The organism is Streptomyces sp. NPDC102467 (assembly GCF_044765445.1).
Taxonomy (GTDB): domain Bacteria; phylum Actinomycetota; class Actinomycetes; order Streptomycetales; family Streptomycetaceae; genus Streptomyces.
On the sequence record NZ_JBIWKA010000008.1, the window covers coordinates 414,470 to 437,312 of the forward strand.

Consider the following 22,843-nt stretch of genomic DNA (forward strand, 5'->3'; position numbering starts at 1 on the left):
AACCACGATCCGCTGACGTACTCCGCCGGCCTACTCCGCCGCCGGGGGCTGCTGCCCCCGGCGCTTGCGTACCCGGCGCATCCGGAACGCCGCCGCCAGCACGATGAGGACAACCCCCGCCCCCACCACGGCGATCGACCCCACCGACACCGACGTCACATCGACGTCGAACGACATGGGCTCGCCCCACGGTTTCCCGTCGCTCCTGGTGTAGAGCTGCGCGGTGATCCGCGCCTTGCCGTTGGCCTTCGCCGTGACACCGATGTGGGTGGTGTGGCTCGCGGATCCTGCCGCCTCCACCGGGAGTTTCGCGTCGTTGACCTTCAGCCGCTCCGAGTCGGCGGAGGAGACCCGCAGTTCGAGCCCCGACACCGGCTGCTGCAGGCCGTTGTCGACCGTCACGGGGATCGCCGAGTCACCGGCGGTGAGGGTGACGGTCGTTTTCGGGACGAGGCGCAGCGACGTCGCGGACGTGGACAGGAAATCGGACGTGCGCGCCTGGAACGTCCGCTGCGCGGAATCGTCCGTCAACCGCCAGGCCGTGGACAGGGCCCGCGCCATGGCCGCGTGCACGGACGCCGTGGTGGCCTTCGGGTCGGCGAGCACCTTCGCGAGCGTCGAAAGACCGTCCAAGTCGCCTGCTACGGCTGTGAGTTGGGCCGCGGCGAGTTCACCGGCGCGCAGCTTGGACGGGTACACCGTGCCGGCCGCCGCCAGGCCCCGCACCGGATCGTTGTCGGCGGTGCGGATGCCCTCCAGATCCAGCCAGCCCTCATCGGTGCCGGAGTCGAGCGCGGCACCGAGCGCGTTCGCCGCCGTACCGGACAGGTCGCGTGGCGGTACGAGGGCGGGGCGGACGCTCCCCTTGAGGAACCCGGTGAGCCGGGTGACCGTCGCGGCGTCGGGGGTGTCGCCGCTCCCCGACTCGGAGGCCGAAGGGCTGGAGCTACTGGAGCTGCTGGAGCCCCTGGAGCCGCTGGGGCTCGGGCTGGGCGAGGCGGTCGCGGTCGCGGACGGGGGCCGTGACGGGGACGGGGACGGAGAGGCGGCCGGGGCCGGGTCCTTGATGTGGGCCAGCACCGTCGTGAGGCTCGCGTCGTAGGGGAGCGCCGTGATCTTGTCTTCGCTCCCCGCGCCCGCACCGCCGAGCGTCACCGGGTCCGCGCCCGCCGGGGTGAGCCCCTCGCCGGACGCGAGCACCCGGGTCACCCCCAACTTCGCCCCCAGTTGGGTGATTTCCGTGTCCAGCGCACCGTCCGCGGGCCAGCCGAGCCCGGTCCGGGTCCCGACGCCGAGGATCCGGTCGACCCGGTCCTTGGCGTCATCCGTGTCGTCCGTGCTGTTCATGAGGCCCGCGACGACCTCCGTCAGGTCGTCGGTGTCGGTGCCCGGATGGTGGGCGAGCGAGGCCAGGTCCGCGTCCGCGTACGGCAGCAGCCACACATCCCGCCCCTTGACCGCGTTCTTGAGCGCGGTCAGCCAGGACCGCGCGGCGCTCTGCCCGGAGCCGGGCGCGCTGTCCTGCGGATTGCTGGAGTCGGCGCTGTCCGCTACCCGGTAGCCGTCCGCCATCGCCTGCGCGGCGATCACCAGATCCGGGTCGAGGACCCAGCTGACCTCGCGGTCCTTGCCCGCGTCGACGACCTCGCGCAGCCGCCCGCCCGCCGCGAGGAGCCCGGCGAGCGTGTCGTCGTCGAAGACGGCCTGCGCGCTCGACCCGGAGCCGAGGGCCGCCGCCGTCATGTGCGGGGTCGCCATGACCGGCCAGACGACGGCCGCGTGCACCGTGTCCTCGTCGGCGGCCCGCGCCTGCGTGGTCCCCGGCAGGGCCGACGCCCCGAGCACCACGGCGGACACGACCCAGGCCCGCGCCGCCCCGTATCCCGTCATGTCGTCCCGTACCTCTCCCGCTTGCTGTCACCCGCCTCTGAGGTAACACCGTGCGGAAGGCAGCTTCGGGGACCGCGCGGCCCGGCGGCGAGTCGGCACCCGGCCTCGGTGAGCAGTCGGTCAGCCCTCGGTCAGCCCTCGGTCGCCTCCAGTACGGAGCCGATCCTGAGCAGATTCCCGTCCGGGTCGACGAGCGCGAACTCCCGCATCCCGTACACCGTGTCGTCGGGCTCGACGAGGCGCGGCGTCGCGTACGGGTCCGCGCTCAGACCCGTGCCCCGCCACTCCTCGTACAGCGCGTCCACGAGGTGCGCGCCCCCGCCGAGCCGCAGGTACACGGCGTGCGCGGTACTCAGCGGGTCGGTTTCGGGGGCGTGGAAGAAGTGCAGTTCGGCCTCGTCGCGGACGAGGATCAGATAGCCGTCGTCGGGGTAGTGGGCGTCCGCCGCGAAACCGAGATCCGCGTAGAAGGCGATGGTCCGCGACAGCTCGCGGCTCGGCATGATCGGCGCGAGACGGCCGGTGAGGACGGTGCGGGACATCGGCGCTCCAGGGGCGTCGGCGGGGGAGCCGATGTCGCCCGATAGAGTGCGGCTCCCTTGACTTCACGTAACCCTTCCGAGCATGACGCACCACGCACGAGGTACCAGGCAGTGACTCCCCCGGCTTCCGCGACTCCCGTGCCTTCCGTGCCGCCCGCGGTGACCGTCGTCGGGATCGGGGCCGACGGCTGGCCGGGCCTGACCGGGACCGCCCGCACGGCCCTGCGCGCCGCGGAGGCCGTCATCGGCGGGCCGCGCCAGCTCGCACTGCTGCCGGACACGGAGTGCGCGGGGGAACGGGTGCCGTGGCCGTCGCCGCTCCGCCCCGCCGTCCCCGGGCTGCTCGCCCGGTACGCCGGGCGCCGCCTCGCGGTCCTGGCCAGCGGCGACCCGATGTTCTACGGGATCGGCCGCACCCTCACCGAGATCGCGGGCGCGGCGGCCGTACAGGTCCTGCCGCACCCGTCCTCGACCTCGTACGCGTGCGCGCGGCTCGGCTGGCCCGTCGAAGAGACCGAGGTCGTCACCCTGGTGGGCCGCCCGGCGGACCGGCTCGCCGCCGCGCTGCACGACGGCCGCCGGGTCCTCGTCCTCTCGGCGGGTGCGGACACCCCTGCCGAAGTGGCGGCGCTGCTCACCGAGCGCGGCTTCGGGCCCAGCCGGCTGACCGTCCTGGAACAGCTGGGCGGCGAGGGCGAGGTGACGTACGAGGGCGTGGCACAGGACTGGTCCCGGGCGCCCGGCGATCCGCTGAACGTCATCGCCGTCGAGTGCCGCCGCGCCCCGGACGCGCCCCGGCTCGGCGCCGTGCCCGGTCTGCCGGACGCCGCGTACGAGAACGACGGGCAGCTCACCAAACGCCACATCCGGGCCGCGACGCTCGGCGCGCTCGCGCCCGCGCCCGGCGAACTCCTCTGGGATGTGGGCGGCGGTTCCGGTTCGATCGGCGTGGAGTGGCTGCGGACGCACCCCTCGTGCCGGGCGTACGCCGTCGAACGCGACCCGGAGCGGGCCGAGCGGATCGGGCGGAACGCTGCCCGGCTCGGAGTGCCACAGCTGACCGTGGTGAGGGGCGCGGCGCCGGACGCGCTGGCCCAACTGCCGGTGCCCGACGCGGTGTTCATCGGCGGTGGGCTGACGGCCCCGGGGCTTCTCGACGCCTGCTGGAGCGCGCTGCCGGTGGGTGGCCGACTGGTCGCGAACACCGTGACGCTGGAATCGGAGGCGCTCCTCGCCACCTGGTACCGGCGGCACGGCGGCGAACTGGTGAAGCTGGCCGTCGCGCACGCCGTGCCGGTCGGCTCCTTCACCGGGTGGCGGCAGGCGATGCCGGTCACGCAGTGGTCGGTGACGAAGACGAACCTTTCGGACGACCTCTAAAGGCGGGACAGCCATGACCGTGTACTTCATCGGGGCGGGCCCCGGCGCCGCCGACCTGATCACCCTGCGCGGCGCGCGCCGCCTCGCCTCCTGCCAGGTGTGCCTGTACGCGGGCTCGCTCGTACCCCGCGAACTCCTCGCCGAGTGCCCGCCCGACGCGCGGCTCGTCGACACGGCCGCTCTTGACCTGGATGCCATCGAGGGGGAGTTCGTCGCGGCGCACGAGGCGGGGCTCGACGTGGCCCGGCTGCACTCCGGTGACCCGTCCGTGTTCAGCGCGGTCGCGGAACAGATGCGGAGGCTCGACGCGCACGGCATCCCGTACGAGATGGTGCCCGGGGTTCCGGCGTTCGCGGCGGCGGCGGCCGCGCTGAAGCGGGAGCTGACGGTGCCCACCGTGGGCCAGACCGTCATCCTGACCCGCATCGCGCAGCAGGCCACGCCGATGCCGGAGGGGGAGGACCTGGCCACGCTCGGGGCTAGCGGGGCGCTGCTCGTTCTGCACCTGGGCGCCCGCTATGCCGAGCGGATCGTGTCCGAGCTGCTTCCGCATTACGGGGCTGATTGTCCTGCGGCGGTCGTGGCGTATGCGAGTCGTTCCGACGAACTGGTGTTGCGCGGGACCCTCGGTGACATCGCGGGGCAAGTGCAGGCGGCCGGGGTTCTGCGTACGGCGGTGATCTTGGTGGGGCGCACGCTGGGGGCGTCCCAGTTCCGCGACAGCCATCTGTACTCGGTGGAACGCGACCGGCACACCTGCTGACCCCACGGGGCTCCGCCCCGGACCCCGCTCCTCAATCGCCGGAGGGGCTGGATTTTGGCGGGCCCGGCACACCTGCTGACTGACCCCACGGGGCTCCGCCCCGGACCCCGCTCCTCAATCGCCGGAGGGGCTTGAATGGGCCGAATGGGCCCGCTCCTCGATCGCCCGAGGGGCTGGATTTTGCCGCTGAGATGGCGCACGAAGTGCGCATCTCAGGGGCGCGGGGAACTGCGCGACCAGCCACGACGAGACCGGTGGTCGACCACGAGGCCGGCGCCCCGCGGCGGGTGTCAGCCCCGGCCCACCACGTTCCCGGCCCGGTCGACGCAGATGACGTCGACCGCGACCGGCGCACCCCGGAGGACGAGCAACGCCTGCTCCCGCGCCTCCGCGGCGACCAGGTCCCCCAGCGGGACCCCCGCAGCGGCGCACAACTGCAGCGCGGCAAGGCCCGTGTTGGCGTCGGCGACCGAGGCCGCGAGGTCCGGGCCCGCGCCGCCCCGCACGGCCAGCTCCGCGAGGAAGCCCTTGTCCACCTGGGAGCGGCCCGAGTGGAGATCGAGATGGCCCGCCGCCAGTTTGGAGAGCTTGGCGAAGCCACCGCACAGGGTGAGCCGGTCCACGGGATGACGCCGGATGTACTTCAGAACCGCGCCCGCGAAGTCGCCCATGTCCAGCAACGCGTCCTCAGGCAGCCCGTGTTCGCGTACGACCGTCCTCTCCGAGGTGGAGCCCGTGCACCCGGCGACATGCGTACGGCCCGCCGCGCGGGCCACGTCCACGCCGCGCCGGATCGAGTCGATCCAGGCCGAGCACGAGTAGGGCACGACGATGCCGGTGGTGCCGAGGACGGAGAGCCCGCCGAGGATGCCGAGGCGCGGGTTCCAGGTGGAGCGGGCGATCTCCTCGCCGTGGTCGACGGAGATCGTGATCTCCACGTCGCCGCTGCCGCCGCACGCCGCCGCGACCCGCGCCACATGCTCGCGCATCATCTGCCGCGGCACCGGGTTGATCGCGGGCTCCCCGACGTCGAGCGGCAGCCCGGGGCGGGTGACCGTGCCGACGCCGGGCCCGGCCCGGAAGACGACACCGGACCCCGCGGGCAGCACCCGCACGGTCGAGCGGACCAGCGCGCCGTGCGTGACGTCCGGGTCGTCGCCCGCGTCCTTCACGACCCCCGCCGTCGCCGTACGCCCCTCGTGATCACGGCCCTGCGACTCGACCGCCAACGCGAAGGACGGCGTCTGCCCCTTGGGCAGGGTGATCGTCACCGGGTCGGGGAAATCGCCGCTCAGGAGCGCCGTGTACGCGGCGGTGGTCGCCGCCGTCGCGCAGGCCCCGGTCGTCCAGCCGGACCGCAGACCCGTGTGCTTGAGTTGGGCCCCGCGCCCGCCCTTCGGCTCAGCCGCCGCACTCGCCGCTTCACTCGCCGATTCACTCATGGAGTTCCCCGATGCATGTACTCGTCCTCGGCGGAACGACCGAGGCCAGGCAGCTGGCCGAGCTCCTGCACAGCCACCCGCGGCTGCGGGTGACCAGCTCCCTGGCGGGCCGGGTCGCCGCGCCGCGACTGCCGCCGGGCGAGGTGCGGATCGGCGGGTTCGGCGGGGCCGACGGCATGGCGCGCTGGATCAGTGAGCACGCCGTGAGCGCGGTCATCGACGCCACGCATCCCTTCGCCGAGACGATCAGTTTCAACGCGGCCGGGGCGGCCGCCACCGCCCATGTTCCCCTGCTGGCGCTGCGCCGGCCCGGCTGGGTCCCGGGCGAGGGCGACGACTGGCGGGAGGCCGGTTCGCTCGCGGAGGCGGCCGAGGCCGTACGGGGCACGGGCCGAAGGGTGTTCCTGACCACCGGCAGGCTCGGGCTCGGCACGTTCGCCCACATCGACGACGCGTTCTTCCTCGTACGCTCCGTCGACGCACCCGAACCGCCGTGCCCGCCGCACATGGAGCTGCTCCTCGACCGGGGCCCGTTCACGCTCGACGGCGAACGGGAGATCCTGGCCCGCCACCACATCGACGTCCTGGTGACGAAGGACAGCGGCGGCACGGCCACGGCCCCCAAACTGACGGCGGCCCGAGAGGCGGGAATCCCGGTGATCGTGGTCCGACGGCCTCCGGTACCGGAGGGGGTACCTGTGGTGGCGACGGTGGAGGAGGCGGCGGAGTGGGTGGTGACGGCCGCCCCCACCGAGGACAGGCCGGCGGTGGACATCGGCACACCCTGAACGGGGTGCGCCGGGTCACCCCTCCGGGTACCGTCGCGGCGTCCACGTCACCGTCGAACCGTCCGCCCTGACCACCGCCTGTGTCTGCGAAGAGCCCACGATCAGCAGCGTGCGCATGTCGACGACGGCCGGGTCGAGGTCGGCGAGACGAATCGTGCGGACGCTCTCCTCGGGGCCGCCGACATCGCGGGCGAGGACGACAGGAGTGTCGGGGAGACGGAGTTCCAGGAGGAGTTCGCGTGCCTTGCCGACCTGCCAGGTGCGGCTGCGCGAACCGGGGTTGTACAGCGCCAGGACCAGATCGGCCGCCGCCGCCGTACGCAGCCGCTCCGCGATGACCTCCCACGGCTTGAGCCGGTCGGACAGGGAGATCGTGGCGTAGTCGTGGCCGAGCGGGGCCCCCGCCTTCGCCGCGGCCGCGTTGGCGGCGGTCACCCCGGGCACCACGCGTACGGGCACGTCCGCGTAGGCACCCTGCGAGGCGACTTCCAGCACGGCCGTGGCCATCGCGAAGACGCCTGGGTCGCCGCCCGACACCACGGCCACCCGGCGCCCGCGCCGCGCCAGGTCGAGCGCGAACTCGGCGCGCTCGGACTCCACCTTGTTGTCCGAGCCGTGCCGCAGCTGTCCGGGCCTGACCGGCACCCGGTCGATGTACGTGGTGTAGCCGACGAGATCGTCCGCGTTCGCGAGGGCGCCGCGCGACTCCGGAGTCAGCCACTGCGCCCCCGCGGGCCCGGTGCCGACGACCACGACCTCGCCGCGGCCGGACGCCCCTGCGGGTCCAGCGGGCTCTGCGGGCTCTGTGGGTTCGGCGTCGATACGGGACGGCAGGACCGCGACGGAGAAGTACGGCACCGAGTCGGGGTCGATGTCGGCGAGCCGGCCGGTGCGCTCGCCGGCCATGAAGGCACGTTCGACATAGCGGGCGTCGTCGAGACGGCCCGCACTCTCCAACGCCGTACGGACCGTGGTGAACGTACGGCCCAGCTTCATCACGACCGCCGAGTCCGCGGCGGCGATCCGCGCGGTCAGCTCGTCCTCGGGCAGCGTGCCCGGGATGATCGTCAGCGTCTCCTTGTCCTCGCACAGCGGCTCGCCGAGCCGGGCGGCCGCCGCGCTGATGGAGGTGACACCGGGAATGACCGTGGTGTCGTACCGGTCCGCAAGCCGCTTGTGCATGTGCTGGTAGGAGCCGTAGAAGAGCGGGTCGCCCTCCGCGAGCACGGCGACCGTACGGCCCGCGTCGAGGTGCGCGGCGAGCGTGGCGGCGGCCTCGGCGTAGAAGTCGTCGAGCGCCCCGCGGTAGCCGCCGGGGTGGTCCGTCGTCTCGACCGTGAGCGGATACATCAGCCGCTCCTCGATCTGCCCCTCGTGAAGGTGCTCCGCGGCGATCGAGCGGGCGATGGAACGGCCATGACGGGCACAGTGGTACGCGATGACGTCCGCCCCGGCGATGGCGCGGACGGCGGCGACGGTCATCAGCTCCGGGTCGCCGGGCCCGAGCCCGACCCCGTACAACTTGCCTGTATTGCCAGGGGTGTTGCTCATGCCTGGATCTCCACCTCGGTCGCTATGGCGTTGATCGCGGCGGCGGTGATGGCGCTGCCGCCACGGCGCCCGCGGACGATCAGGTACTCCAGGCCGAGCTCGTTCGCGGCCAGGGCGTCCTTGGACTCGGCGGCCCCGACGAACCCGACCGGAATGCCCAGGATCGCCGCCGGCCGGGGCGCGCCCTTCCGGATCATCTCCAGGAGGTGGAAGAGAGCGGTCGGGGCGTTGCCGATGGCGACGACGGCGCCGTCGAGCCGCTCCCGCCACAACTCCAGCGCGGCGGCGCTGCGCGTGGTCCCCAACTCGGCTGCCAGCGCGGGCACTTCGGGCTCATTGAGGGTACAGATCACCTCGTTGTCGGCGGGCAGCCGCTTACGGGTGACGCCGCTGGCGACCATCCGCGCGTCACAGAGGATCGGCGCACCCCCGCGCAGAGCGGCGCGGGCCTTCGCCACGACCCCGGCCGAGTGGCCGATGTCCTGTACGAGATCCACCTGGCCGCAGGCGTGGATCATGCGGACCGCCGCCTGGGCGACGTCGGCGGGCAGCGCCGCGAGTCCGGCTGCCGCCTCGGTGCGGATGGTGGCAAAGGACTCGCGGTAGATGGCCGCGCCGTCCTTCTCGTAGTCATACACGGGTTCGGCTCTCTCAAGTGGGTTGCGAGGTAGGGGGGTTGGTGACGACATACGTGCCGTCGGGGCGTGCCACGACATCCACGTACGGCCCGACGGGGTGCCCGCAGCGGCGCTCGCAGCCGGACCAGTAGGTGGGCAGGAGCGGATGCCGGGCGCCCGCGTCGGCGCGCACGTCGGCGTGCGCCTTGGCGCAGCCGGGGCGCCCGATGCAAGCCCCTGTGCGGGTCCAGGGTGAATCAGGGTCGGTCACGAGCCCGGTGCGTGTCAGCTCTTCGGCCTGGGCCGGTGTGGCGCCGGGTATCACGATGGACCGCCAGGGCGTGAGCCGCAGTTCCCTGGCCGGGAGGTGGGCGATCAGGTCGGTCAGGGCGGCCCATTGAGCACCGGTGATCGCCCCGAGGCGGGCGGTTATGCATGCCCCCGGCATTTCAGCGGACGGCCCGGAAAAATCAGCCTCTCCGGCGTTTGAGGAGCGGGGTCCGGGGCGGAGCCCCGTGGCTTGTGCGCCGTCGCCGATGGCGGATCGATGGACACGTGCGGGAGCGTCGTCGCTGGTCGCGCAGTTCCCCGCGCCCCTGAAGGGGCTGGGCTCGCTGCCCATCGCAGGCGCGCCCCCGACGGGGCTGCACTCGATCCCGGTCGCAGAGAGCGCATCGGCAACCAGCGAGGCCAACTCGGCCACAGGCAAGCCCAGTTCGCGGACCCGCCACACCCGTCGGCCCGAGACATCACGCGCGGCGGCGACGAAAACCTCGGCCGCGACGACCGCGGCCCGCGCCGCGTCCTCGTACCGGACAACGAATTCCGCGGCCCCGACAGAAAGCGCCGCCCCGCCCCCGGCGAGCCCCCGCAGCAGAATGTCAGGCGCCAGCCCCGCCACATCCCCCCGCCCGTCATCGAGCGCGAAAAGAAACCGCCCGGACAACTCCGGAGTGACAGAACTCGCACAGAGCGCCGCATCCAACCCGGTCAACCACCCGCGCACATCGACGACCCCGAGACCGTCGAGCCCCGACATCGGCGAAGCCACCACGTTCCGGACCCGTTCATGCGCGGCGGACGGCAGCAGCCCGACCCGGCCGAGCACCTCCGCCAACTCCCCGCCGCACCCCTCCCGCAACCCGCGCAACTGCACGTTGCCCCGCGAGGTGAGATGCAGCGTCCCGTCCCCGAGCCGCCCGGCCGCACCGGCCAGGGCCCGCGCCTGCGCCACGTCGAGGACCCCGCCGGGGATCCGGACCCGCGCCAGGAACCCGTCGTCCGCCGCGTGCAGCCGCAGCGCACCGGGGCAGGCGTCACCCGGGGACGTTCCGGGCGTACCGGGATCGTTGGGTAGGGGGGAGGCGGGCATGCGACGGAGCATACCCATCGGCTGTGACGGGCATCCCGCCCCAGGTCACGCCCCCGCCCCGTACGATGAACCGCGGCGGTCCCGTCCGGCCCGCCACCTTCGCCAGCGACGGCGACAGGGGAGGAAGCCGGTGCGATTCCGGCGCGGTCCCGCCACTGTGAGCCCTCTCATAGAGAAGAGGGTGAGCCAGGAACTCCCGCCGTCAGAACCCACCCGGGGCGCGGACACCCCGAGGAAGGCCAGACGACGCATGCCCCAGCAGCCCTCGCACCCCGCGCAGCCGCAGCCCCAGCCCTCGCAGCTCCTGCTCCTGTCGACGTCCGACACCGACCTGCTCAGCGCCCGCGCGGCGAACGCCGCCAACGCCGCTTCCGCCACGAGCGCCGCTTCTGCCACGAGTGCCGCATCCGCCGCGAGTGCCGCCGACGCCCCGGTCACGTACCGTTTCGCGAACCCCTCCCGCCTCGACGTCGAGACCGAGCTTCCCGCGCTCCTCGACGGCGTCGCCCTCGTCGTCGTACGGCTCCTCGGCGGGGTCCGCGCCTGGCAGGACGGCATCGACCGGCTGACCGCCGCCGGGGTCCCGCTGGTGGTGCTCAGCGGTGAACAGGCGCCGGACGCCCAGCTGATGGCGGCCTCCACCGTCCCGGTCGGTATCGCGGCCGAGGCCCACAAGTACCTGGCGCACGGCGGCCCGGCCAACCTCGCCCAGCTCGCGAACTTCCTCTCCGACACGGTGCTGCTGACCGGCCACGGCTTCGAGGCCCCGGCCCCCGCGCCGACCTGGGGCCCGCTGGACCGCACTCCTTCGCGGGCCGACGGCCCGACGGTCGCCGTGCTCTACTACCGCGCCCACCACATGAGCGGCAACACGGCCTTCGTACACACCCTGTGCGACGAGATCGAGCGCGCAGGAGCCCGCCCTCTCCCCCTCTACGTGGCCTCGCTCCGTGCCCCCGAACCGGAGTTGATCGAAGCCCTGCGCCCCGTCGGCGCGATCGTGACGACGGTCCTCGCGGCCGGCGGCACACGTCCAGCCGAGGCGAGCGCCGGCGGCGACGACGAGTCGTGGGACGCGGGCGCCCTCACCCACCTCGACGTCCCGATCCTCCAGGCCCTGTGCCTGACCTCGTCCCGCGCGGACTGGGCGGAGAACGACGAGGGCGTCTCGCCGCTCGACGCCGCGAGCCAGATCGCCGTGCCGGAGTTCGACGGGCGTCTCATCACCGTCCCGTTCTCCTTCAAGGAGATCGACGAGGACGGGCTCCCCGCGTACGTCGCCGATGCCGAGCGCGCCGCCCGCGTCGCCGGGATCGCCGTGCGCCACGCCCGCCTGAGGCACATCCCCGCCGCGGACAAGAAGCTGGCGCTCGTGCTGTCCGCGTACCCCACCAAGCACTCCCGTATCGGCAACGCGGTCGGCCTGGACACCCCCGCCTCCGCGATCGTCCTGCTCAAGCGGCTCATCGCCGAGGGGTACGACTTCGGGGACCCGGCCGACATCCCTGGTCTCGCCTCCGGTGACGGCGACGAGCTGATCCGCGCGCTCATCGACGCGGGCGGCCACGACCAGGAGTGGCTGACCGAGGAGCAGCTCGCGCGCAACCCCGTGCGCATCCCGGCCGCCGACTACAAGCGTTGGTACGTGACGCTGCCCGAGGAACTGCGGACGAGTGTCGAGCGGCACTGGGGCCCGCCGCCCGGCGAGATGTTCCTCGACCGCTCCCGCAACCCCGAGGGCGACATCGTGCTCGCCGCCCTGCGCCGCGGCAACCTGCTGATCCTCATCCAGCCGCCGCGCGGCTTCGGCGAGAACCCGATCGCGATCTACCACGACCCCGATCTGCCGCCCTCGCACCACTACTTGGCGGCGTACCGCTGGATCGCGGCGTCGGCGGACGACGCCGGTTTCGGCGCGGACGCGATGATCCACCTCGGCAAGCACGGCAACCTGGAATGGCTGCCCGGCAAGAACGCGGGCCTCTCCGCCGCCTGCGCGCCGGACGCCGCACTCGGGGACCTGCCGCTCGTCTACCCCTTCCTCGTCAACGACCCGGGCGAGGGCACGCAGGCCAAGCGCCGCGTGCACGCCACGCTCATCGACCACCTGGTGCCGCCGATGGCGCGCGCCGAGAGCTACGGCGACATCGCCCGCCTCGAACAGCTCCTGGACGAGCACGCCCAGATCGCCGCCATGGACCCGGCGAAGCTCCCCGCGATCCGCGCGCAGATCTGGACCCTCATCCAGGCCGCGAAGCTCGACCACGACCTGGGGGTCGAGGACCGGCCCGAGGACGAAGGCTTCGACGAGTTCATCATGCATCTCGACGGCTGGCTCTGTGAGATCAAGGACGCCCAGATCCGCGACGGCCTGCACGTCCTGGGCCAGGCCCCGGCCGGCGGGGACCGCGTCAACCTCGTCCTCGCCATCCTGCGGGCCCGCCAGATCTGGGGCGGCAACCAGGCCCTGCCCGGCCTGCGCGAGGCGTTGGGCCTGGACGAGTCGGCGGCGACCCGCACGGCGGCGGACCAGGCGGAGGAAACGGCCCGCGCCCTGGTGGAAGCCATGGAGGCGGCGAACTGGGATCCGGCCCAGGTGGGTACCACCTTGGGCAATCTGCCGCCTGGGGCGGCAGGGTGCACAAGGCGGCAGGACCCGGGTGCGGAGGAAACGGGCCCCGAGGACAACCCCGTTCACCAGATCCTCGACTTCGCGGCCCGCGAGGTGGTCCCGCGCCTCGACGCGACCACCGCCGAACTCGACAACTCCGTACGCGCGTTGGAGGGCCGCTTCGTCCCGGCGGGCCCGTCCGGTTCCCCGCTCCGCGGCCTGGTCAACGTCCTCCCGACGGGCCGCAACTTCTACTCCGTCGACCCCAAGGCCGTCCCCTCCCGCCTCGCCTGGGAGACGGGCCAGGCCCTGGCCGACTCCCTCATCGAGCGCTACCGCACCGACAACAACGGCGACTACCCCACCTCCGTCGGCCTCTCCCTCTGGGGCACAAGTGCCATGCGCACAGCGGGAGATGACATCGCGGAGGCCCTCGCCCTCCTCGGTGTCCGCCCGGTCTGGGACGACGCCTCACGCCGAGTGACGGGCCTGGAGGCAATCCCGTACGAGGAACTGAACCGCCCCCGCATCGACGTCACCCTGCGCATCTCGGGCTTCTTCCGTGACGCGTTCCCGCACACCATCGGCCTCCTCGACGACGCGGTCCGCCTCGCCGCCTCCCTCGACGAACCGGCCGAGCACAACCACGTCCGCGCCCACACGCAGGCCGACCTCGCGGAGCACGGCGACGAACGCCGCGCCACCACCCGCATCTTCGGCTCGCGCCCCGGCACGTACGGCGCGGGCATCCTCCAGCTGATCGACTCCAAGGACTGGCGCACCGACGCGGACCTCGCCGAGGTCTACACGGTCTGGGGCGGCTACGCGTACGGTCGCGACCTGGACGGGAAGTCGGCCCGCACGGAGATGGAGACGGCGTACAAGCGCATCGCGGTCGCGGCCAAGAACACCGACACCCGCGAGCACGACATCGCCGACTCGGACGACTACTTCCAGTACCACGGCGGCATGGTGGCCACCGTCCGCGCGCTGCGCGGCACGGCGCCCGAGGCGTACATCGGCGACTCGACGCGCCCCGAGACGGTCCGCACCCGCACCCTGGTCGAGGAGACCTCCCGCGTCTTCCGCGCCCGCGTCGTCAACCCCAAGTGGATCGAGGCGATGCGCCGCCACGGCTACAAGGGCGCCTTCGAACTCGCCGCGACGGTCGACTACCTCTTCGGCTACGACGCCACGACCGGCGTCATCGCCGACTGGATGTACGACAAGCTCACGGAGACGTACGTCCTGGACGAGACCAACCGCCAGTTCCTCTCCGAAGCCAACCCCTGGGCCCTCCACGGAATCGCCGAACGCCTCCTGGAAGCCGAATCCCGCGGCATGTGGGAGAAGCCGGACCCCCAGGTCCTGGAGGCCCTGCGCCAGGTCTACCTGGAGACGGAAGGCGACCTGGAGTCGGACGAATAGGCCTTTGAGCAGGGGAAACGCGCCTGCACGCTCGTTCGAGCGAGCAGAGGTTCCCCTGCCTGGCTCCGCCTACTCTGGGACCGTCGCGCTGAGCGAAGGAGGAGGTCTGTCATGGCAGCTATGCCTGTGCGACCAAGGCCTCCTACAAGCTCGGCCTCACCGTCCCCCTCCCCGAACCCCTCGGCTTCGCCCTGGACACGGCGGAGTTCTGAGCCCGCGCCCTATCGCAGGGTCACCGTGAAGCTCCGCCCGTACGCGTGGCGCGTGCGGACATCGAGCCGGGTGCCTCCCGGTACCCGGGTCACCCGGACCGCGTCGTCGCCGGACACCTTCCGCAGCGCCCGCCCGCGCAGCACCACCGTCACCGTGTCCCGGGCAGTGGTCGGATCGGCGACGGCGACCGTGACGTTCTTCTTGTCGCCGCGGACCAGGACCGAGGCCGGGCCCTCGATCGTGAGGCCGGGGATGTGGTGGATGTGGTGGCTGCCCGGGGCGAAGGTGTTGGCGGCGGTCAGGCCGAGTCCGTGATGCCGTACGGCTTGCAGGCGTGGCGTATTGGTGAGGATCTCCGCGCCGCGATGGCGCCGGACCGCCGACTCGGAGGCATTCGGCAGCAACGCGTAGGCAAATGAAGTGAGTGGGGACCGGGCGGGCTGCTCCACGCTCAGCGAGAAGACCTGGCGGGTGACGGCCGTGTCCGGGTTCGCGGTGCGCACGACGCGGCGGCTGCGGGTCACCGTGTCGAGTCGCGGCTTCGGGGCGGGCCCGGCGAGGAGCGCGTAGCCGACCGCTGTGCCCTGCGTGGCGTTGGCGTACCGCACCCAGCCGCGCCCCTCGGAGACGGTCACCTGGTCCGTCGCGGCAGCGATCCGCGCGTCCAGCGTCGTCGTCACCGCCCGGCCCGCGCCCGGCGCGTCCCCGACCCCTGCGGCCAGCACCACGATCTCGTCGTCGAGCAGGAACCACGACTTCGTCGCCCGCGCGCTCCGGTACACCACGAAATCGTCCGGCAGGACCCCCGCCCGCTTGTCCCGCCACGGCACGTCGTCGGAGAGCACCCAGCCCACCGCCCCGTACGCGCCGAGGACGGCGCCGCCCGAGTGGTCCTGGGTGGCGGTCGGGAAGTAGACGTACGTGTTCTGGGACTCGGACGACGCCGTGAAGTTCAGCGGGTGGCCCGGGTTGTCGTAGAAGAGCTTGCCGGCGTACAACTCCGGGACCGTACCCCGGTGTTCGACCGGCGCGGTCACGCCCGCGAGTCCGTAAGGGGAGACGGCCGTGAAGTAGTCGACGCCGTACGCCTGCGTCTGGTCCTGCCCGGAGAGGTACAGGTAGTGCGCACCGTCGCCCTGGAACCAGGGCATCAGGTTCTCGCCGCTCATGTACTCGTACTTGCTGATCCGCCGCGAGCTGCGGGCCAGCGCGAACGCGTAGCCGGGGCGGCGGTGCACGGTGCGGTCCATGGCGTTGAAGGCGACCGAGCGGGCAGCCGGGTTGAGATCGGCGGCCGGTACGGAGGCGTCGGCGAGGAGGTCGGCGTAGCGGACGATGCTGAGCGGGGAGACGAAGACGGCCGGGTCGAGCGCGGCCCGCGACGTGGCACGTAGGTGCTTCACGTACGACTTGAGGGCGGTGGCCGTGTCTCCGTCGGCGAGCGACGCGAGGTCGACGACGGCCTCGACGATCGTGGCGACGTCCGCGTACCCGGTGCCGGTGCGCGAGACCGCCCGCCCCTTCACCGCCTCCATCATCCAGCCCTCGAAGATCAGCGGCGCGAACCCGTCCCGCACCCACCCGTGCACCGTCGGCACCAGCTCCCCGCCGTGCGCGAACCCGGTCCCGTCGAGCAGCTTCAGGGTCTGCACGACGCGGCTGAGCAGCCCTTTCCCGTACGAGCCCGTGTACGCGACGGAGGCGTGCTGGATGAAGGACCCGTCGGCGTAGTACCCGTCCGTCACCCCATGGTTCAGGGTGTACGGGTCGATGGTCGCGAAGACGGTCAGCTGATCGGTCAGCGCCTTGCGGATGCGCGCCTCGTCGGTGGTGAGGGCGCCCTGGAGGATGCGGTTGGTGGTGATGTCGGCGAGGTTGGCGCCGGTGTGGAAACGGGAGTCGAGGTCGACGTCGCCGTCCTTGCCGTTGCGCAGGTAGGCGTCCATGGAGGCGATGTACGCGGTGACCAGCTCGGCGGGCGTGCGGTCGGCGAGCAGGACCAGGGTCTTGCTGATGTGCTGCGAGAGGCCGATCTCCCAGTAGAACCAGTTGCCGTAGTAGCCGGTGGACTGGTCGCCGTAGTAATGCGCGTGCAGCCGGGCGAGCCCGTCGAGAACGCGGTCCTGGGCCGCCGAACTCCCGTACAGATCAGGGGATATGCCGGGTGTACGGGTGGCGAGGGCTATCTCGTACAGCCGCTGGTAGCTGGTGTTGAGGTTCGGGTCGCTGGTGCCGAGCGGTACCCCGGCGAACAGTTCGTCCTCCCCGGTCGCGGCGTCCATCGACGCCAGGTTCGCGCGGGCGGTCCTCTCCACGGCGGCGAGCTTCGCGGCTGTCTCCGTACGGGAGTTGGACCCGGCGGTACCCGCGAATATGTCGACCGTGTTGGCGATCAGCCGGGCCGCCCCGTCCGCGGCCTCGGCGGCGCTCGCCCACTCGACGGGCACGGCCGCCAGGATCCCGGCGGCTCCCAGCGCGCTCAGCAGACGTCTACGAGTGATCTCCATCGGGCTACCTCCGCCTGGGTCGACGACTGACGGGACGACTGAGTTCGCGCCGCCGGAGTCAAGCAGACGGGCTGATCGCCGACAAGAGGCGGTGGAGACGGGGGAAACGGTGGAGGCGGGGGAAACGGTGGAGGCGGGGGAAACGGTGGAGGCGGTGGAGGCGGCTCCCTCCACCGCCGGGTGACCTACAGGCTCACGGTCTTCCCGCCGAGCGTCACGACGAGCTTGCCGTCCGAGGCGTACGACCACTTGAGGGCGCCGCTGTAGGAGGAGCAGCGGGAGCCGTTCGTGCCCGTCCAGAACTGGTTCGAACTGTCGGCGGTGCCCACGGTCTTGTCGTTCGACCCGTCGACGCCGAAGCGGCACGAGGTGTTGCTCTTGAACACCGAAGTGCCCTTGTCGAACGAGTAGTTGCGCTCGGCGTTGTCGATGCTCAGGTTGTTGGAGATGGCCATCGAGCCCGGGTTGGAGTTGTACGTGAACCCGTGGTGGCCGTTGCCGAAGGCGATGGAGCGCCGCACGACGTGGTTGACGGCGATGTCGTCGCCGCCGAGCTTGTAGCCGTTGCGGTCGCCGTTGGTGTTCACGGTTCCGTCGGAGAGGGTGCCGTTGCTGTACGACAGCGAGTCCTCGACGGTGACCGGCCCGATGGCCCCGGTGTCGGTCTTGGTGTAGAGGTCCCAGCCGTCGTCGATGTTGTTGTGCGAGACGGCGTACCGGAAGACGTTGCCGGTCCCGGTGGTGAGCTTCGCGGCGAAACCGTCGGCGTCCTCGCCGTCGGAGTCGGCGTTGTCGTGCGACTCGGCGCTCACGATCAGGTTGTTCGCCGGCCACTGGGCCTTGGCCGTACTGGAGGCTATGCGGCCGAGCTGAAGGCCGGTGTCGTGGTTGTAGCGGGTGACCGTGCTCTCGATGATGTTGTTGCTGCCGCCGACGTAGATGCCGTTGTCGCCGGCGTGCTCCACGACGATGCCCTTGACGTGCCAGTACGAGGCGAAGAGCTGAAGCCCGCGGTTGGTCGAACTCTCGCTCTGCGCCGAGAAGTTGAGGACGGGCTTCTCGCTCTGGTAGGCGACCAGGTTGGTGCGCGCGGCGGAGGTGCCGTCGGCGGCATCGGGCACGGTGACGGTCTGCGCGTACGCATACGTACCGCCGCGCAGATAGATGGTGCCGCCGGCGGCGACGCGGCTGATCGCCGAGGCCAGCGTCGTCGGGGCGGTCTGGGTGCCGGCGGCGGAGTCGGTCCCCGACGGTGCCACGTACACGGTCGTCAGTGCCTGCGCGGAGGCCTGGGCGGTGGTGCCGGACGCCACGGTGGCGAGGGTGCCGGCCAGCAGGCCGAGGGAAGCGACGAGTGGTCTCAGTTCCATGGTTCGGTCTCCCTGTATGGATGTTGGCTGGTTCGTGTGCATGAACCCGGAGGGCATCCGGGCACCATGGGGCTACGGGTAGAAAGCGCTATCTGGCTGGACCGTAGGGGCGTGTCGTGCACGCGTCAAGGTTCATGTATGTATCTGGTAGGCAAGTACATGAACATTTTAGGAATGCGTGACGGCAGGAGTACGTGACGACGACGGGCCCCGGGCTCCCACGAAGGGAACCCGGGGCCCGCGCCGGCCGGGGTCGTAGCCGCGTCTAACCCTCCGGAGGAGGCGGCGGCACCGGCGCCCCCGCGGGCGGCGCGATCTTCGCGTACGTGCGGGAGACCGGCGTCTCTCCGGAGGCGGCCGCGGCGTGCTGCTCCGGCCGGTCCTCCGGCGGCAGCAGCGCCGCGCGCCTGGCCCCCGGGTCCCAGCCGGTCTCCACGACCCGCTTCTGCCACACGACGGCCCCGGCGAGCACGGCAAGCCCGATGACGAGCATGAGGACGACGCCGCCCGCCTTCCCGGCCTTCGCGGCGTTGCCGATGAGCAGCCCGAACCAGCCGAAGTCGGCGTCGCCGAAAGTGGTGTTGGCCGTGCCGAACGAGCCCAGCACGCCGAGCAGGAACGCGGGCAGGAACGTGATCAGGACGCCGTTGAGGAAAGCGCCGATCGCGGCGCCGCGGCGGCCGCCGGTCGCGTTGCCGAAGACACCCGCCGCGCCGCCGGTGAAGAAGTGCGGGACCAGGCCGGGCAGCACCAGCGCGGTGCCGAACGCCGGGTTGAAGACGCCGGCGATGATGCCCAGGCTCACCAGGCCGCCGATGAACGAGCAGATGAAGCCGATGAGCACGGCGTTCTGCGCGTACGGGAAGACGATCGGCGCGTCCAGGGCGGGGATCGCGCCGGGCACGACCTTCTGCGCGATGCCCTGGAAGGCGGGAACCAGCTCACCCAGGATGGTCCGCACGCCGAACAGGATCACGGCGACCGCGATACCGAACTGCAGGCCCTGCCCGAGGGACGCCATCAGGTAGTTGCCCACACCCGTGGAGGCCGAGCCGCCGCCCGTCGCGAACGACTTGAACGCCTCCGCCTTCCCCGCCTTCGCGAGGAACACGATCGCCATGATCATGTAGATGAGGACCATCGAAAGCGCGGTGGCGACCATCGAGTCCCGCAGGAACCGCAGCCCCTCGGGCAGGTTCATCTCCTCGGTCGAGCGGCTCTTCTTGCCGACGACCTGCCCGGTCGCGCCGGACACGATGTACCCGGCGGTCCCGAAGTGCCCGACGGCGACCGTGTTGTTGCCGGTCACGCGCTTGGTCCAGGGATGCGCGAAGGCGGGCATCGCCACCAGCATGATGCCGAGCAGCACCGCGCCGACGACGACCACGACCCAGGAGTCCTGGCCCGCGGTGGCCAGCACCATCGTCAACAGCGTTGCCATGAACAGCATGTGATGCCCGGTCAGGAAGACGTAGGACAGTGGCGTGAAGCGCGCGAGCAGCAGGCTGATCAGAAACCCGAGGATCATCAGCCAGGCCACGCGCGAGCCGTACTCGGCCTGCGCGATGCCGACGATGGCCTCGTTGGTGGGGATCACCCCGTGCGAACCGGTCGCGCCGGTGATCATCGTGCCCAGCGGGGCCAGGGAGTTGGTGACCAGCGTCGCGCCCGCGCCGATCAGCAGGAAGCCGAGCGTCGCCTTGATGGCGCCGCCGATGACCTGACCCGCGCTCTTCTTCAGCGCGATGAGGCCGACGGCGGTGATGATGCCGATGAGGTAGGCGGGGACGCTCAGGATCTCGTTGACGACGAATTTCGCGATGTCGACGAGGACGTTCATGGGGACTCCGTGAGGTGGTGGGGGTTGCTTCGTGCGGCCGCGCGGGGCTCAGGCGTCGTAAACCCGCTCCGGGCTCAGGCGTCGTAAAGCCGCTCCGGGCTCAGGCGTCGTATAGCCGCGCGGGGCTCAGGCGTCGTAAACCCGCTCCGGGCTCAGGCGTCGTAAAGCCGCTCCGGGCTCAGAGGTCGTCAAGCCGCTCCAGGCTCAGAGGTCGTCAAGCCGCTCCAGGCTCAGACGTCGTAAAGGTCGCGCAGCGCGGCGTCGACCTCCTTGGTGCTGGTGAAGTCCTCGATCACCCGCACCGGTACCCCGACGTCACCGAGGGTGCGGGCGATCTCCCGCGACGTCAGGATGGCAACGGCCTCCGACGCCTTGCCCTTCGCGGAGATGGTGTCGGTCGCCTCGGTGGTGATGTACCGGCCCCACTTCCACCGGTCGAGCACCTTGTCGAGCGTGGACTTGAGGAAGAGGCTCGTGCCGACGCCGTTGCCGCACACGGTCAGAATCTTGTGCATGCCGTGCGCGGAGCCGCTCTTGCTCTTCGGGGCGGCGGCTGCGGCTTCCTTCTCCTGCTCCTGAAGGTCTCCGCCCTCGGCAATGTCTCCTCCCTCGGCCCGGACGAGGAGGGCCCGCAGCGCTTCGGGGGTCGGCGCCCGGTCGAGGCGCCCGGCCATGTCGCTGTCGGCGAGCAGCCGGGCCAGGGCGCCCATGGCCTGCGTATGAGCGCCGGAGTCGGTCGCCGCGAGGGCGACGACCAGATGGACCGGGTCGTTCGTCTCGTGCCCGAAACTCACCGGGCTCGCCAGCCGCACCCACGACATGCCCGTGCGACGCACCGCGGGGGAGGGGCGTGCGTGTGCGAAGGCGAAGCCCGGCGCGATGACGATGTAGGGCCCGTTCTCCTCGACGTTGCGGGTCATCTCCTGCGTGTACGTGTCCGTACTCACCCCGGTCGCCACCAGCAGGTCACCGGCGGCCCGCACCGCGCCCTGCCAGTCGGGGGCCGCCACGTCGAGGCGGATGGCCTCGACGGGAATCAAGTCGCTCAGTTCACTCATGCGAGCAGTCGCCCCCGGTGTCCCGCGCCGTGTCCCGGCGACACGCTGCGCTGTGACGCTTTCGTTATGGACCCTCCGTAGGGGTGAACTACCTGCAAAGGCCCTCCGATGAGTCGCCGTGCGGGCGCGGCCGTGCTGCGATGGGCCGCTGAAATGCGGCTCCCCCGTGGAAAGGACGCCCTGGCGTGACGACGAGCGCGACCACGACCACGACCGGCAGCGAGAACGAGGGCGGGAGCGAAGGGGACGGCGGACCGCGCGTCGGCGCCCCGCGGCTGCTGCGGTGGCTGCCGTGGGCGGTGCTGGTCGTCGCCCTGGTCCTGGAGTTGGTGACGCCCTCGGCGGTGCGGGCGACGCCGCTCTTCGCGCTGGCCTGCGTGTCGGCGGGCGCGTTCCTGTCGCTGCGGGCGACGCTCTCGGTGTCGGCGGCCGCCCTCGCCCTGGAACTGGCGATCACCGTGGCACTGGGCACCGAGCACGAGATCCACGAGTACGTGGACGCGCTGAACGTGCTGGTCGCCGGCGGGGTCGCCATCATCGCCAACCGCCTGCGCGACCGTTACGGCAGCCGGCTCGCCGCGGCCCGCGAGGTGGCCGAGGCCGCGCAGCGGGCGGTGCTGCCGACCCCGCCCCGCGTCCTCGCCGGAACCCGGGTCGCCGTCGACTACCGCACGGCGCAGAGCGAGAGCCGGATCGGCGGCGACTTCTACGCGGCGCTCGCCACTCCGTGGGGCGTGCGGTTCGTCGCCGGGGACGTACGGGGGAAGGGCCTCGGGGCGGTGGGCCTGGTGGCGATCCTGCTGGGCGCGTTCCGGGAGGCGGCCGTGCGGGTGCCGGGCCTCGACGAGGTGGCGCTGCGGATGGACGAGGCGGCGGTGCGCGAGGCGGAGCGCCGCGGCGGCGAGGAACGCTGGGAGGGCTTCGCGACGGCGGTACTCGCCGAACTCCCCCGCGCGGCACCGGGGACGCTGCGCCTGCTGAGCCGCGGCCACCCGTCCCCGTACCTGTTCACGACGGACGGCGCGGTACGCGAACTGCCGTCCACGCGACCGGGGTTACCCCTGGGCCTGAACTTACCCGGAGCTTCCGGGCCCCTGCCCGGACTCGAAGAGTTCGCACTCTCCCCGGGCGCCCTGGTCCTGCTGGTGACCGACGGCGTGACGGAGGCCCGCAACCAGGCCGGCATCTTCTTCGACCCGTCCCACCACCTGACGGGCCCCACTCCGGCCGACCCGGCCGCCCTGCTCGACGCGGTGGTGACAGCGGTGGCGGCCTGGACGGGCGGCGACCGTGACGACGACATGGCGCTGCTGGCGTTCGCGCCGAGGCCTTCATGGGGCGGGGCCGAGTCCGGAGCCGGATGACCGGCAGGGGTGGTTGGTCAGCCGATGGGGTTGACGAAGGTGGCCGGGTGGGTGGCGCCGCGCTGGTCGACGAGCGGGCTCCAGGGCCAGTCCAGGGTGATCGAGGT

Annotated in this window: 15 protein-coding genes, 1 pseudogene and 1 riboswitch; of the genes and pseudogenes, 5 read left to right on the plus strand and 11 right to left on the minus strand. The window is 72.0% G+C overall.

The annotated features are described in order from the left end of the window. Positions 1–30: 30 nt before the first annotated feature. Entirely contained in the window at positions 31–1,890 is a 1,860-nt protein-coding gene (locus ACIREE_RS19560; RefSeq protein WP_404153237.1) for a hypothetical protein, read from the minus strand. A gap of 131 nt (positions 1,891–2,021) precedes the next feature. After that, entirely contained in the window at positions 2,022–2,432 is a 411-nt protein-coding gene (locus ACIREE_RS19565) for a bleomycin resistance protein (RefSeq protein ID WP_404153240.1), read from the minus strand. A gap of 138 nt (positions 2,433–2,570) precedes the next feature. Here ACIREE_RS19565 and cbiE point away from each other — a divergent pair, with 138 nt between their 5' ends. Both cbiE and cobM read left to right on the plus strand, forming a co-directional pair. Next, a complete protein-coding gene (cbiE, locus tag ACIREE_RS19570) occupies positions 2,571–3,812 on the plus strand; it encodes a precorrin-6y C5,15-methyltransferase (decarboxylating) subunit CbiE (protein ID WP_404153243.1) in 1,242 nt (413 codons plus the stop codon). A gap of 13 nt (positions 3,813–3,825) precedes the next feature. Continuing rightward, a complete protein-coding gene (cobM, locus tag ACIREE_RS19575) occupies positions 3,826–4,575 on the plus strand; it encodes a precorrin-4 C(11)-methyltransferase (protein ID WP_404153245.1) in 750 nt (249 codons plus the stop codon). 290 nt (positions 4,576–4,865) lie between these two features. Here cobM and ACIREE_RS19580 read toward each other — a convergent pair whose 3' ends face one another. Beyond that, a complete protein-coding gene (locus ACIREE_RS19580) occupies positions 4,866–6,017 on the minus strand; it encodes a cobalt-precorrin-5B (C(1))-methyltransferase (protein WP_404153248.1) in 1,152 nt (383 codons plus the stop codon). Between the two features lie 11 nt (positions 6,018–6,028). Between ACIREE_RS19580 and ACIREE_RS19585 the strand changes: the two genes are divergently transcribed. After that, complete coding sequence (locus ACIREE_RS19585; RefSeq protein ID WP_404153250.1) at positions 6,029–6,805, plus strand: cobalt-precorrin-6A reductase; 777 nt, start codon at positions 6,029–6,031, stop codon at positions 6,803–6,805. A gap of 15 nt (positions 6,806–6,820) precedes the next feature. Here the strand turns inward: ACIREE_RS19585 and ACIREE_RS19590 are convergent, their stop codons facing one another. The 3 genes from ACIREE_RS19590 to ACIREE_RS19600 are packed head-to-tail and all read right to left on the minus strand — an operon-like array spanning position 6,821 to position 10,345. Beyond that, positions 6,821–8,356 (minus strand): precorrin-2 C(20)-methyltransferase, encoded by a 1,536-nt coding sequence (locus ACIREE_RS19590; RefSeq protein WP_404153253.1) that lies wholly within the window; start codon positions 8,354–8,356, stop codon positions 6,821–6,823. Further along, entirely contained in the window at positions 8,353–8,994 is a 642-nt protein-coding gene (locus ACIREE_RS19595; RefSeq protein ID WP_404153256.1) for a precorrin-8X methylmutase, read from the minus strand. The genes ACIREE_RS19590 and ACIREE_RS19595 overlap by 4 nt, the downstream gene beginning before the upstream one ends. A gap of 13 nt (positions 8,995–9,007) precedes the next feature. Continuing rightward, positions 9,008–10,345 (minus strand): cobalamin biosynthesis protein CobG, encoded by a 1,338-nt coding sequence (locus tag ACIREE_RS19600; RefSeq protein WP_404153259.1) that lies wholly within the window; start codon positions 10,343–10,345, stop codon positions 9,008–9,010. Between the two features lie 59 nt (positions 10,346–10,404). After that, a riboswitch (cobalamin riboswitch) is annotated at positions 10,405–10,564 on the plus strand. A 31-nt stretch (positions 10,565–10,595) separates the two neighbouring features. Here ACIREE_RS19600 and cobN point away from each other — a divergent pair. Further along, positions 10,596–14,384, plus strand: a complete 3,789-nt coding sequence (gene cobN, locus ACIREE_RS19605) for a cobaltochelatase subunit CobN (protein ID WP_404153261.1) — start codon at positions 10,596–10,598, stop codon at positions 14,382–14,384. Positions 14,385–14,605: 221 nt separating this feature from the next. Here cobN and ACIREE_RS19610 read toward each other — a convergent pair whose 3' ends face one another. The 4 genes from ACIREE_RS19610 to ACIREE_RS19625 all read right to left on the minus strand — a co-directional run bounded on the left by ACIREE_RS19610 (position 14,606) and on the right by ACIREE_RS19625 (position 21,372). Next, positions 14,606–17,104, minus strand: a complete 2,499-nt coding sequence (locus ACIREE_RS19610; RefSeq protein ID WP_404153264.1) for a polysaccharide lyase family 8 super-sandwich domain-containing protein — start codon at positions 17,102–17,104, stop codon at positions 14,606–14,608. A 185-nt stretch (positions 17,105–17,289) separates the two neighbouring features. Beyond that, entirely contained in the window at positions 17,290–18,474 is a 1,185-nt protein-coding gene (locus tag ACIREE_RS19615) for a right-handed parallel beta-helix repeat-containing protein (protein WP_404153267.1), read from the minus strand. A gap of 265 nt (positions 18,475–18,739) precedes the next feature. Next, positions 18,740–20,314, minus strand: coding sequence for a PTS ascorbate transporter subunit IIC (locus ACIREE_RS19620; RefSeq protein ID WP_404153270.1), 1,575 nt, complete (start codon positions 20,312–20,314; stop codon positions 18,740–18,742). A gap of 230 nt (positions 20,315–20,544) precedes the next feature. Then, a complete protein-coding gene (locus ACIREE_RS19625) occupies positions 20,545–21,372 on the minus strand; it encodes a PTS sugar transporter subunit IIA (RefSeq protein ID WP_404153273.1) in 828 nt (275 codons plus the stop codon). A gap of 185 nt (positions 21,373–21,557) precedes the next feature. Here ACIREE_RS19625 and ACIREE_RS19630 point away from each other — a divergent pair, with 185 nt between their 5' ends. Next, positions 21,558–22,736 (plus strand): PP2C family protein-serine/threonine phosphatase, encoded by a 1,179-nt coding sequence (locus tag ACIREE_RS19630; RefSeq protein WP_404153276.1) that lies wholly within the window; start codon positions 21,558–21,560, stop codon positions 22,734–22,736. 17 nt (positions 22,737–22,753) lie between these two features. Here the strand turns inward: ACIREE_RS19630 and ACIREE_RS19635 are convergent. Beyond that, positions 22,754–22,843, minus strand: a pseudogene (locus ACIREE_RS19635) (flagellar motor protein MotB); the annotation flags it as partial.

Excerpts from the sequence above, each read along its gene's own strand:
- ACIREE_RS19560 (WP_404153237.1), bottom strand. The coding sequence starts at position 1,890 with ATGACGGGATACGGGGCGGCGCGGGCCTGGGTCGTGTCCGCCGTGGTG.
- ACIREE_RS19565 (WP_404153240.1), bottom strand. The coding sequence starts at position 2,432 with ATGTCCCGCACCGTCCTCACCGGCCGTCTCGCGCCGATCATGCCGAGC.
- cobM (WP_404153245.1), top strand. The coding sequence starts at position 3,826 with ATGACCGTGTACTTCATCGGGGCGGGCCCCGGCGCCGCCGACCTGATC.
- ACIREE_RS19580 (WP_404153248.1), bottom strand. The coding sequence starts at position 6,017 with ATGAGTGAATCGGCGAGTGAAGCGGCGAGTGCGGCGGCTGAGCCGAAG.
- ACIREE_RS19585 (WP_404153250.1), top strand. The coding sequence starts at position 6,029 with ATGCATGTACTCGTCCTCGGCGGAACGACCGAGGCCAGGCAGCTGGCC.
- ACIREE_RS19590 (WP_404153253.1), bottom strand. The coding sequence starts at position 8,356 with ATGAGCAACACCCCTGGCAATACAGGCAAGTTGTACGGGGTCGGGCTC.
- ACIREE_RS19600 (WP_404153259.1), bottom strand. The coding sequence starts at position 10,345 with ATGCCCGCCTCCCCCCTACCCAACGATCCCGGTACGCCCGGAACGTCC.
- cobN (WP_404153261.1), top strand. The coding sequence starts at position 10,596 with ATGCCCCAGCAGCCCTCGCACCCCGCGCAGCCGCAGCCCCAGCCCTCG.
- ACIREE_RS19610 (WP_404153264.1), bottom strand. The coding sequence starts at position 17,104 with ATGGAGATCACTCGTAGACGTCTGCTGAGCGCGCTGGGAGCCGCCGGG.
- ACIREE_RS19615 (WP_404153267.1), bottom strand. The coding sequence starts at position 18,474 with ATGGAACTGAGACCACTCGTCGCTTCCCTCGGCCTGCTGGCCGGCACC.
- ACIREE_RS19620 (WP_404153270.1), bottom strand. The coding sequence starts at position 20,314 with ATGAACGTCCTCGTCGACATCGCGAAATTCGTCGTCAACGAGATCCTG.
- ACIREE_RS19625 (WP_404153273.1), bottom strand. The coding sequence starts at position 21,372 with ATGAGTGAACTGAGCGACTTGATTCCCGTCGAGGCCATCCGCCTCGAC.